The organism is Herbaspirillum lusitanum P6-12, from assembly GCF_000256565.1.
GTDB lineage: Bacteria > Pseudomonadota > Gammaproteobacteria > Burkholderiales > Burkholderiaceae_D > Herbaspirillum > Herbaspirillum lusitanum.
The window spans coordinates 1-1,428 of sequence record NZ_AJHH01000357.1 but is presented as its reverse complement, the minus strand read 5'-3'; the positions used below and the strand labels follow the sequence as shown (position 1 = coordinate 1,428).

The window sequence follows — 1,428 nt, the reverse complement described above, 5'->3', positions numbered from 1 at the left end:
ACTCGGCGCGCGATATCGCGCATCTGTGCAATGCCGACTGCGGTTTCGATCAGCGGCAACAGACGTGTATGACTGCGCGGACCGACGAAATGCCGGGCGATGTTGCGGATGGCGTCGCAGTCATCCGCCTTGGGCAGCACGATGCCGGCAATCGGCGCATTCGCGAAGCAGCGCACATCATCGTCATACCATTGCGTGTCGGCGGCATTGAGGTCTTCCAGGTAGATTTCCGCGGCCTGCTTGGCCGGCACGCCGAATACCGAGGCCGGGCCGGACGTGAAGGTGGTGATGCCGATCTTGAGTTCGGCCGGTTTGACGGTTTGTGCCTGTGCGAGCGGCAGAGCCAATGCGGTCATGGCAAAGCCGGCGGCCAGCATCAGCCGGGTGATTTTTGTTGTAAACATATCTCCTCCAAGAATGGATACGTAATTCGATGGTGTGCGCCAGTGCATGATCGATCTCCGTCATGCATCCCCACGCTTGCTTGTTGTTATGTCTTGCCGTGCGTATTTCGTGAAAAACCGCCGGGGTTGTCTCCTTGCGGTTTCGCGTTTCCCTGCTTTTTTCTTTTGTATTTTTATTGCTTGTTTTCTTTGCTGCTGTCACTGCTGAATCAAACTGCAAACTCAAATTGGTTACGTCTCGCCAATCTGCCGCAGGAATTTTTCCGCCTGCATGATGACCGGCTTGTCGATCATTTTTCCGTTGAGCGAGATGGCGCCGCCGTCGCTCTGCGCCACCGCCGCCATGACGGCGCGAGCCCAGGCGATTTCCTCCGCGCTGGGCAGGAATCCCTGGTTGACGATGTCGACCTGGCGCGGATGGATGCACAGCTTGGCGCCGAAACCGATGCGGCGCGCACGGCTGACTGCATGTTCCAGAAAAGGCAGGTCGTCGAAGGTGGTGGTGACGCCGTCGACCGGTTGTGCGATGTTCGCCAGCCGCGATGCAATGACCATCTCCACGCGCAGATGCGTCAGTTCGCTTTCTTGCGGTTCGCACTGGATACCGAGATCGACTTGCAGGTCGATCGAACCGAACACCAGCCGCTCGACATGCCGGGCCCGGGCGATATCGCGCATCTGTGCAATGCCGACTGCGGTTTCGATCAGCGGCAACAGACGTGTATGACTGCGCGGACCGACGAAATGCCGGGCGATGTTGCGGATGGCGTCGCAGTCATCCGCCTTGGGCAGCACGATGCCGGCAATCGGCGCATTCGCGAAGCAGCGCACATCATCGTCATACCATTGCGTGTCGGCGGCATTGATACGCACCCACAGCTTGTCTTGCTGATTGGCCGGCTGATTCGATTGCTGATTCGCTTGCTGCGTCAGCCAATCTGCCAGCGTGTCGCGCGCCTGTGTCTTGGCGGCCGGCGCCACCGCGTCCTCAAGGTCCACGATGACCGCATCCGCGCCGCTGGCC

Annotated in this window: 1 protein-coding gene and 1 pseudogene; both read right to left on the bottom strand. The window is 59.6% G+C overall.

Annotated features, from left to right (window positions below; translation table 11 throughout):
* A pseudogene (locus HLUSI_RS33280) lies at positions 1-404 on the bottom strand (hypothetical protein); the annotation flags it as partial.
* A gap of 231 nt (positions 405-635) precedes the next feature.
* On the bottom strand, positions 636-1,428 hold a 793-nt coding region (locus HLUSI_RS0111405; RefSeq protein WP_016834108.1), incomplete at its 5' end, for an HpcH/HpaI aldolase/citrate lyase family protein.